This window comes from Asanoa sp. NPDC050611, assembly GCF_040654855.1.
Taxonomy (GTDB): Bacteria; Actinomycetota; Actinomycetes; order Mycobacteriales; family Micromonosporaceae; genus Asanoa.
The window spans coordinates 1-9,556 of record NZ_JBFAIU010000296.1 but is presented as its reverse complement, the minus strand read 5'-3'; the positions used below and the strand labels follow the sequence as shown (position 1 = coordinate 9,556).

Annotated in this window: 8 protein-coding genes; 5 read left to right on the top strand and 3 right to left on the bottom strand. The window is 70.2% G+C overall.

Annotated elements, in window-relative coordinates; translation table 11 throughout:
- Positions 1 to 496 precede the first annotated feature (496 nt).
- Positions 497 to 1,318: a type I methionyl aminopeptidase gene (gene map / locus AB0H87_RS32190; protein WP_360154191.1), complete on the bottom strand. Its 822-nt coding sequence runs from the start codon at positions 1,316 to 1,318 to the stop codon at positions 497 to 499.
- A 66-nt stretch (positions 1,319 to 1,384) separates the two neighbouring features.
- On the opposite strand from map, the gene AB0H87_RS32185 reads away from it, so the two are divergent.
- Positions 1,385 to 1,651, top strand: a complete 267-nt coding sequence (locus AB0H87_RS32185) for a helix-turn-helix transcriptional regulator (protein WP_360154188.1) — start codon at positions 1,385 to 1,387, stop codon at positions 1,649 to 1,651.
- 3 nt (positions 1,652 to 1,654) lie between these two features.
- Here the strand turns inward: AB0H87_RS32185 and AB0H87_RS32180 are convergent, their stop codons facing one another.
- Together AB0H87_RS32180 and AB0H87_RS32175 are read right to left on the bottom strand one after the other, a co-directional pair.
- A complete protein-coding gene (locus tag AB0H87_RS32180) occupies positions 1,655 to 3,001 on the bottom strand; it encodes a diacylglycerol kinase family protein (RefSeq protein WP_360154185.1) in 1,347 nt (448 codons plus the stop codon).
- A 40-nt stretch (positions 3,002 to 3,041) separates the two neighbouring features.
- Positions 3,042 to 3,776 carry a VOC family protein gene (locus AB0H87_RS32175; RefSeq protein WP_360154182.1) on the bottom strand — a complete coding sequence of 245 codons (735 nt, stop codon included), beginning with the start codon at positions 3,774 to 3,776 and terminating at the stop codon, positions 3,042 to 3,044.
- A 993-nt stretch (positions 3,777 to 4,769) separates the two neighbouring features.
- Here AB0H87_RS32175 and chvE point away from each other — a divergent pair.
- The 4 genes from chvE to AB0H87_RS32155 all read left to right on the top strand — a co-directional run.
- Entirely contained in the window at positions 4,770 to 5,900 is a 1,131-nt protein-coding gene (gene chvE / locus AB0H87_RS32170; RefSeq protein WP_360154179.1) for a multiple monosaccharide ABC transporter substrate-binding protein, read from the top strand.
- 72 nt (positions 5,901 to 5,972) lie between these two features.
- Positions 5,973 to 7,511, top strand: coding sequence for a multiple monosaccharide ABC transporter ATP-binding protein (mmsA, locus tag AB0H87_RS32165; RefSeq protein WP_360154176.1), 1,539 nt, complete (start codon positions 5,973 to 5,975; stop codon positions 7,509 to 7,511).
- Positions 7,508 to 8,749 (top strand): multiple monosaccharide ABC transporter permease, encoded by a 1,242-nt coding sequence (gene mmsB / locus AB0H87_RS32160; RefSeq protein WP_360154173.1) that lies wholly within the window; start codon positions 7,508 to 7,510, stop codon positions 8,747 to 8,749. The genes mmsA and mmsB overlap by 4 nt, the downstream gene beginning before the upstream one ends.
- 23 nt (positions 8,750 to 8,772) lie before the next feature.
- On the top strand, positions 8,773 to 9,556 hold a 784-nt coding region (locus tag AB0H87_RS32155), incomplete at its 3' end, for a LacI family DNA-binding transcriptional regulator (RefSeq protein WP_360154170.1).

Below are 9,556 nucleotides of genomic sequence, written 5' to 3'. Positions count from 1 at the left end.
GGCGCGAGCGCCTCGGCCTCGCGGCGGCGCCGGTGGTGCTCGTGCTCGCCGTCGTCGTGGCCGTGCTGGTCGCGGGCGGCGGTTGGGCGTGAGTTTCTTGTCGATGGTCGGTGCGACGATCCCTGCCGTGACGAGACGACGCATCGACGACCTGGTCCGGCGACCCCGACGTCAAAGGGCGCGGTCTCCGGCGCCGATGGCCGCCACCGGTCTTCAGCACGACGGCGGGGTCCTCGTCGCCGTCCGGGTCGAGCACCTCGAACCCGAGCGCTGCCGCGCGCGGAGGCATCGTGTCGACAATGGACGGCACGTCCGGTCGTGCGAGCCTTGGGCACCCCTTCGCATGGCCGCGCGCGGAGGGCAGGTCTGCCGCGTCGTCGCCAGCCTGCCCTTCGCCGCCTCGGCGGAGTGGAAGACCACGGCCCGGTTGATCCGGTCCGGTTAGCGCCGGATCATCGTGTCGGGGGCGGTGCTGCGGCGCAAGGCCTCTTCGGCGTCATCCTTGCCGGCGCGAAGCGTTGGCTCCGTCGGGATCGGCTTGGCCGTTGCCGGTGGGGCGGCGGGTCAGGACCTGCGCACCGGACTCCGTGACCGCGACCGTGTGCTCGGAGTGGGCGGTGCGGGAGCCGTCGGCGGAGCGGATCGTCCAGCCGTCCTCGTCGTACCGGATCTTGTCAGTGGTGCGGCACAGCCAGGGCTCGATCGCGATGGTGAGGCCCGGCTCCAGTTTCATGCCGCGGCCGGCGCGGCCGTCGTTGGAGACGTGCGGGGCCTCGTGCATGGTGCGGCCGATGCCGTGGCCGCCGAACTCGGCGTTGACGCTGTAGCCGTACGAGTGCGCGACCTCGCCGATCGCCGCGGAGACGTCGCCGAGGCGGCCGCCGGGCCGGGTGGCGGCGATGGCCGCCTCCAGCGCGACCTCGGTGGCCTCGATCAGCTTCAGGTCGGCCGGGTCGGGGGAGCCGACGATGACGGAGAGCGCCGAGTCGGCGACCCAGCCGTCGATGCCGACCGCCATGTCGATGCTGAGCAGGTCGCCGTCGGCCAGGACGTAGTCGTGCGGGAGGCCGTGCAGCACCGCGTCGTTGACCGACAGGCACAGCACGTTGCGGAACGGGCCGCGACCGAACGACGGGGCGTAGTCCCAGTAGCAGGACTCCGCGCCGCGTTCCTTGATCCGGCGGCGGGCGTGGTGTTCGATGTCCATCAGGTTGACGCCGACCGCGGCGACACCGCTCAGCTCGGCGAGCAGTTCGCCGACGAACTGGCCGGTCACCGCCATCCGGGCGATCTCCTCGGCGGACTTGAGCTCGATCACGGCAGCCTCCCTCTTCCGTTGCGGTATTTTTATACCACGCGCTCGGTGGAGGGATATCCTGCTGGCATGGTTCGCCAACCACTGACCGCCGCACAGATCGCAGCGGGCCGGCGCGTCGGCGCCGCCCTGCGGGCCGCGCGGGCCGATCGCAGCCTCGTGGAGGTGGCCCTGGCGGCCGGCATCTCACCGGAGACGCTCCGCAAGATCGAGGCTGGCCGCCTCCCCGCGCCGGCGTTCGGCACCGTGGTCTGCCTCAGCCACGCCCTCGACGTACCCCTGCATGACCTGGCCGAGGTCTGGCTGGCTGAGATGCCCATCAGGCAGGCGTCCTAGGGGTCAGCCGCGACGCGACGGCCGGGGCACGGACAGCGCGAGCCGGCCCAGGTCGACCCAGTCCAGGGCCGCGCGGGCGGCGCGCACGCCGGGTCGGTGGCGCGGCACCCGGACACGGAGGGCGGCCGGGCGGATCCGGGCCACCAGCGGCGTCGGCAGGAGCAGCGCCTCGCCGTCCACGCCGACCGGGACCGGGCGGCCGCCGGCCTCGATGACCGCCTCGCGGGCCGCCACGATGGTCACGGACTCGGAGCGACGACCGCGGAGCAGCCGCACGGCGTCCGCGGTCGAGTCGACCATGAGCGCGATGACGCCGAGCCGGCCGCGGTCCAGGCGGGGGCGATGACCCAGACCCGCGAAATCGTCCACTGTGTACGGGTTGTTGCTCACCAGGATCGCCTGCGGCGCCTCCCAGACGGTTTCGCCCACCCGTAGGCACAACGGCGGGCCGGTCTGTCGCGCCAGGAGCTCGGGCAGCAGTGACAGGGCGGTGCGGGCCTTGTCGGCGCGGTACGCGTCGCTCTGCACGATGGCCGCGTACACGCCGAACGAGGCGTTGTTGACGAACGTCCGGCCGCCGAGGTCGCCCAGGTCCACCCGGACCTCGACGCCGTCCGTCAGGGCGTCGAGGCAGGCCGCCGGGTTCTCGCGGTCCAGGCCGAGGTCGAGCGCGAAGTGGTTGCGGGTGCCGGCCGAGATGACGAGGAACGGGAGGTCGTGCTCCGCCGCGATGCCCGCCACGATCGCCTGGGTGCCGTCGCCGCCGGCCACGCCGAGCAGGTCCGCACCGCGCTCGACGGCGTCCCGGGCCAGGGCCGCCACGTCCGTCGTGCCGGTCGCGTCCAGGAGGGCCACCTCGGCGCCGAGCGCACGGGCGCGGTTCGCCAGGTCGAAACGGGCGACCTTGCCGCCGCCCGAGCGTGGATTCATGATCAGGAAAGGGTGGCGGGGCGGCGGGGTGTCGACTTCGCGCGGTGCGCGTACGGCCTGGGCGAGGGCGCGCCGCCCGACGGTGGCCGCCAGCACGAGCAGGCCCGCCGAGACCGCGGCCACCCAGACCAGCCGGTGCAGCGCGAAGACCACCAGCACGGCGACGGGCGCGGCCACGACGAGCAGTGCGGCGAACCAGCGCAGGACGCCGGCCCGGGCGAGGAACCACCACGCGGCCGCGACGGTGGCGACGAGGCAGGCGGCCGCGATCACCAGCATCGCCACGCTGCCCACGACACCGGCGACGAGCACCGGCACGGCGAAGGCGGCCAGCACGCCGAGGATCGCCGCGCGGGCCAGCCATCGGTCGAGCAGCGACGACCCCGAGCGTCGGCCCGGGGTCGTCGAAAGCGTGGCCATATTTCCGAATTTTACGCCCAGACCGTGACGCCTGGTCGGATCATGCGGGGGCGAGGAGGCAGAACTCGTTGCCTTCCGGGTCGGCGAGAACCATCCAGTGCACGTCGGGGCCGACGTCGATGGCGGTGGCACCGAGCGCCCGCAGCCTGGCCGCCTCGGCGTCGACGTCGTCACCCGGGTAGGGCCGGACGTCGAGATGAACCCGGTTCCACCCGGACTTGACGTCGGGCGTACGCAGGAACAGCAGATAAGGCCCAATGCCCTTGGCGGACCGCAGCACCGCGTTGCGGTCGGTCACCTGGTGCAGGGTCCAGTCCGTGGCCTGGCTCCAGAAGTCGGCCATGGCCCGCGGATCGGCGCAGTCGACCACGACGGTCCCGATCGGTCCGGTGTCCTGGGCGTGCGGCCCGGGGGCCTGCACGCAGAACTCGTTGCCTTCCGGGTCCGCCATGACGATCCACGGGACGTCGCCCTGCCCGATGTCGACCCGCGTGGCGCCGAGGCTCTCGAGGCGCTCGACGAGCTCGGCCTGATGGGCGGTCGAGGTGGTGGCGAGGTCGACGTGCACGCGGTTCTTCACGGTCTTGGGCTCGGGGGAGACGACGAGGTCGACACAGACGGCGACGGGGTCCGGGTAGGTGACGTCCTCGGGCTCGAGGTTGATCACGCCGGGTCCCTCGCTCTCCATGCCCCACCCGAGCGCCTCAGCCCAGAATGCGCCCAGCGCCGATTCGTCCCGAGCCTTCATGGTGATGTGCACCAACCGCGTCGCCATGCCACGACGCTATCGCGCCGCATTTCACCGCCACCGCCCGGCGTTTGGTGTCCGCACTGGCCCAAGGTCGGTGCGTCCGTCTGCGACGTCGCGCGTTGGTCGACGACTGGTGGCCGCGCGCATCACCCCGACATGGGGTGATGCGTATCTGTATTCAGAGCAAAGCCGACACGCCGACGCGGCCCGTTGGCGAACGGCCAGTGCGCCATCATTCCGGGCGCATCTCCCTTGCCAGGTCGGCGCGCCCGGTGCCGCGCGAAGGGTCGATCGATGGGCAGTGCGCCTCGCCAAGTTGGCGGGTTGGTCTGTATCCGGCGGTGGCTGGATGCGCCGCGGACGGGTTGGTCGATGGTCAGAGCGTTTGGCTCGGCCGCGTCCCCCTTTGCCGGGAGCGGGAGGTCGCCGGCGGCAGAAGCACGGTGCTTGGGCGAAGCCCTGCCCGCGACCGCCGGTTGGCGGGGGCGGGAGGTCGCCGGCGGCAGAAGCACCGTGCTTGGGCGAAGCCCTGCCTGCGACCGCCGGCTGGTCACCATCGCAGCCAGGCCGGCCCTGTATACGGGCAGTCCACTGCGGTGCGTGAGCAGATGGCGCAGCGCGACAGCCACAGGACCAGCGCGCCCGTAAAGGACTTGGGGACACTGCCAATTCGGAAATGTCCGTCTACGGCGGGCAACTCGGCGGACGGCGGGAGTTGGCCCGCCCGAATGCGGTTGATTCGACCGTGTCACCATGACGCCGGCGGCGACGTACCGGCGTACCGGAGCATCGAGCACGGTGTCACTCTGGGTGCACGCCAGGCTCCGGACCTGTTAGCGCTCACACCATATGCGACAGTCGCCCGCGGGAGCGCGAGATCAGGAACCGCCTTGTTACGAGACCGTGACCGCAGCATGTCGGTTCGAGGGCTTGACGGTCCAGTTGTTAGCGCTAACACTGGCCGACGTTGTAATCCGCGAAACGTTGATGGCACCAACCCCGGAGGGGGGACAGCTTGTGAACAGACGAATTCTGGCCGCTCTGGGCGCCGCGGCGGTGGCGCTGAGCATGGCGGCCTGCAGCGGTGAGGGCGCCGGCAGCGGCACGGACACCGCCGCGCAGGCACCGTCCGAGCTGAAGATCGGCGTCTCCATGCCGACGCAGACCTCGGAGCGCTGGATCGCCGACGGCAACTCCGTCAAGGAGAAGCTGGAGGCCAAGGGCTACAAGGTCGATCTGCAGTACGCGAACGACGACATCCCGACCCAGTCGCAGCAGGTCGACCAGATGATCACGCAGGGCGCCAACGTCCTGGTCATCGCGGCCATCGACGGCACCGCGCTGTCCAGCCAGCTCCAGGCCGCCGCCGACAAGAAGATCCCGGTCATCTCGTACGACCGGCTGATCCGCGACAGCAAGAACGTCGACTTCTACGTCAGCTTCGACAACTACAAGGTCGGCGTCGCGCAGGCGACGGCGCTCCTGGTCGGGCTGGGCGTGCTCAACAAGGACGGTTCGCCGGGGACGGCCAAGGGGCCGTTCAACGTCGAGCTGTTCGCGGGTTCGCTCGACGACAACAACGCGCACTTCTTCTTCGACGGCGCGATGGACACGCTCAAGCCGCACATCGACAAGGGCACGCTCGTCGTGAAGTCGAAGCAGACGTCCATCGAGCAGGCGGCGATCCTGCGGTGGCAGCAGGAGACCGCGCAGAAGCGCATGGAGGACCTGCTGACCTCCAGCTACAACGACGGCTCCAAGGTCGCCGGCGTGCTGTCCCCGTACGACGGCCTCTCCCGCGGCATCATCACCGCGCTGCAGAACGCCGGCTACAAGGGCAAGATGCCCGTGGTGACGGGTCAGGACGCGGAGATCGCGTCGGTCAAGCTGATCAACGATGGCGTGCAGAGCTCGACCATCTTCAAGGACACCCGACTGCTGGCCGACCAGGCCGTCAAGGCCGCCGAGGCGTTCCTGAAGAAGCAGACGCCGGAGGCCAACGACACCAAGACGTACGACAACGGTGTCAAGGTCGTGCCGTCGTACCTTCTGCCGGTCGAGACGGTCTACAAGGACGACATCCAGAAGTCGCTGATCGACTCAGGCTACTGGACGGCCGACGAGGTCAAGGCCGGCCAGGCCAAGTGACCGACCGGCAGGCCCGGTGACCCTCCGCGGGTCACCGGGCCTGCCGCCCGCAAGCACGCAGAAGGAGGACGGATGACCGACGCGCTGCTGGAGATGCGCGACATCACCAAGACTTTCCCCGGTGTGAAGGCGCTCGAGAACGTGTCGATCGCCGTCCGGCGCGGCGAGATCCACGCGATCTGCGGTGAGAACGGCGCGGGTAAGTCCACGCTGATGAAGGTGCTCTCCGGGGTTTACCCGACCGGCTCGTACACCGGTGAGATCGTGTTGGACGGAAAGCCGGTGCACTTCAACGGCATCCGCGACAGCGAGTCCCAGGGCATCGTCATCATCCACCAGGAGCTGGCGCTGGTGCCCTTCCTCTCGATCGCCGAGAACATCTTCCTCGGCAACGAGGTGCGCGGTGCGGGCGGGCTGATCGACTGGAACCGGGCCAACGCCGAGGCCGCGAAGCTGCTCGCCGAGGTCGGCCTCGACGAGAACCCGGTCTCGCCGGTGATCCAGCTGGGCGTCGGCAAGCAGCAGTTGGTCGAGATCGCCAAGGCACTGTCCAAAGAGGTCAAGCTGCTGATCCTGGACGAGCCGACCGCCGCGCTCAACGACGTCGACTCGGCCCACCTGCTCGACCTGCTCCGGCGCCTGCGCGACCGGGGCATCACCTGCATCATGATCTCCCACAAGCTCAACGAGATCACCGCGATCGCCGACTCCACGACGGTGATCCGCGACGGCCGCACGGTCGAGACGCTCGACATGAGCTCACCGGACTCGACGCAGGCGCGGATCATCCGCGGCATGGTCGGCCGCGACATCGAGAGCTTCTATCCCGACCGCGAGTCGGCGCCGGGCGAAGAGGTCTTCCGGATCGAGGACTGGACCGCCTGGCACCCGACCCAGGACCGCAAGGTCGTCGACGGCGCCAACCTCAACGTGCGCGCGGGCGAGGTGGTCGGCATCGCCGGCCTGATGGGCGCCGGCCGCACGGAGCTGGCGATGAGCGTGTTCGGCCGCTCCTACGGTCGCGACATCAGCGGCAGGATCTTCATGCACGGCAGGGAGGTACGCGCCCGCACGGTCGCCGAGGCGATCAGCAACGGCATCGCGTACGCCACCGAGGACCGCAAGCGCTACGGCCTCAACCTGATCGCCGACGTCTGCCGCAACATCTCCGCCGCCGCCTTGAAGAAGCTCTCGCGCAGCGGTTGGGTCAACGGCAACGAGGAGATCAAGGTCGCCGAGCAGAGCCGGCGCGACATGAACATCAAGACGTCGACCGTGATGGCGACCGTCGGCACGCTTTCCGGCGGCAACCAGCAGAAGGTCGTGCTGTCGAAGTGGTTGTTCACCGACCCCGACGTGCTGATCCTGGACGAGCCGACGCGCGGCATCGACGTCGGCGCCAAGTACGAGATCTACACGATCATCAACAAGCTCGTCGCGCAGGGCAAGGCGGTCATCGTCATCTCCTCCGAGCTGCCCGAGCTGCTCGGGATGTGCGACCGCATCTACACCCTCTCGGCCGGCCGCATCACCGGTGAAGTCCCGGTGCGCGAGGCCACCCAGGAAAACCTCATGGCGCTCATGACCAAGGAGAAGGAGCTCGCCGGATGACCAGCACCAAGCCTCCCGAGACGCGGGAGTCCGGGGGCGCCCCGGCCGCTGCGTTGCACACCGGCACCAGCGACCCCCGCACCCTGATCATGCGCAACCTGCGGCAGAGCGGCATCTACGTCGCGTTCGTGGTCATCGTCGGGCTGTTCGCGATCCTCACCGACGGTGTCTCGCTGAGCCCGGGCAACATCACGAACATCGTGCTCCAGTACTCGTACATCCTGGTGCTCGCGATCGGCATGGTCATCCTGATCATCGGTGGCCACATCGACCTGTCGGTCGGCTCGGTGGTCGCGCTGACCGGCGCGGTCTCCGCGGTACTCGTGATCCAGCAGGGCCTGCCCTGGTGGGTCGGTGTGGTCGCGGCGATCGCGGTCGGCCTCGCGGTGGGCGCCTGGCACGGGTTCTGGGTCGCCTACATCGGCATGCCGGCGTTCATCGTGACGCTGGCCGGCATGCTGCTCTTCCGCGGCCTGACGCTGCAGGTGCTCGACAACATCTCGCTCTCGCCGTTCCCGGCCGAGTACCAGAAGGTCGCCAACGGCTTCCTCAACGGGCTCATGGGTGGCAACGGCTACGACGCCTTCACGCTGCTCATCGGCGCCGTCGCCGTCGCCGGCATCGCGGTCAGCGGCTACCGGACGCGGACCGCCCGGGTCCGCTACCAGCAGTCGGTCGAGTCGTTCCCGCTGTTCGTCCTGCGGGTGCTGCTGATCGGCGCCGTGATCATGTACTTCGCCTGGCAGCTGGCGCACGCCCGGGGCCTGCCGATCGTGCTGATCATCCTGGCCGTCCTGGTCATCGTGTACGGCATGGTCACCCGCCGGACGGTCTTCGGGCGCCAGGTGTACGCGATCGGCGGCAACCTGTCCGCCGCGCAACTCTCCGGCGTGAAGGTCAAGACCGTCAACTTCTGGATGTTCGTCAACATGGGCTTCCTGGCCGGTGTCGCGGGCGTCATCTACTCCTCGCGGTCCAACGGCGCGCAGCCGGCCGCCGGCAACATGTTCGAGCTCGACGCGATCGCGGCGGCGTTCATCGGCGGCGCGGCCGTCGCGGGCGGTGTCGGCACCGTCGTCGGCGCGATGGTCGGTGGCCTGATCATGGCCGTGATGAGCAACGGCATGCAGCTCATGGGCATCGACCAGTCCGTGCAGTCGGTGATCAAGGGCCTGGTGCTGCTGTTCGCCGTCGCGTTCGACATCTACAACAAGCGCCGCGTCGGCGCCAACCGCTGACGCGGCGGCACCGGATCGCACCGATGGACACACCGCACGCGGACGCCGCGCCGACCCGGCCGCTGGCCATGTCGGACGTCGCCGCCCGCGCCGGCGTGTCGCACCAGACCGTGTCGCGGGTGATCAACCGCCATCCCAACGTGGCGGTGGCCACCCGGGCACGGGTCCTGGCGGCGATCGAGGAGCTCGGCTACCGCCCCAACGGGGCGGCCCGGGCCCTCGCCACCGGGTCGACCCGCACGATCGGCCTGGTCACCGCCAACAGCAGCCAGTACGGGCCGGCGCAGACCATGCTCGGCCTGGAGCGCGCGGCCCGGGAGGCCGGCTACTTCCTCACAGTGTCGGTGCTGGACGACACGGGCGCGCGCACGATGACCGAGGCGATCAACCGGCTGGGCACCCAGTCGCTCGACGCCATCATCGCGCTGAGCACCTACGACGACGCGGTACGCGCGCTGCGGCAGGTGCAGACCGCGGTGCCGCTGATCGCGGTGGCGGCGACCGCCGAGGCGAACGGCCCGGCGGTCTGGGTCGACCAGGAGGCCGGTGCCGCGCTGGCCACCCGGCACCTGCTGGAACTGGGCCACCGCACCGTCCACCACGTCACGGGCCCCGCGGGCTCGATCGAGGCGGCCGCCCGGCTGCGCAGCTGGCGCGCGGTGCTGGAGGCGGCCGGCGCGCCGCTGCCGTCGGTGCTGCACGGCGACTGGTGGCCGGCCTCGGGGCACGCCGCCGGCCGCGAGCTGGTCGCCCGGCGGCGCGGCGGCGAGTCGGTGACCGCTGTGTTCGTCGCCAACGACCAGATGG

Bases quoted from the DNA above. Each gene is read 5' to 3' on its own strand.
- AB0H87_RS32185 (WP_360154188.1), top strand. From the start codon at position 1,385: ATGGTTCGCCAACCACTGACCGCCGCACAGATCGCAGCGGGCCGGCGC.
- AB0H87_RS32180 (WP_360154185.1), bottom strand. From the start codon at position 3,001: ATGGCCACGCTTTCGACGACCCCGGGCCGACGCTCGGGGTCGTCGCTG.
- AB0H87_RS32175 (WP_360154182.1), bottom strand. From the start codon at position 3,776: ATGGCGACGCGGTTGGTGCACATCACCATGAAGGCTCGGGACGAATCG.
- mmsA (WP_360154176.1), top strand. From the start codon at position 5,973: ATGACCGACGCGCTGCTGGAGATGCGCGACATCACCAAGACTTTCCCC.
- mmsB (WP_360154173.1), top strand. From the start codon at position 7,508: ATGACCAGCACCAAGCCTCCCGAGACGCGGGAGTCCGGGGGCGCCCCG.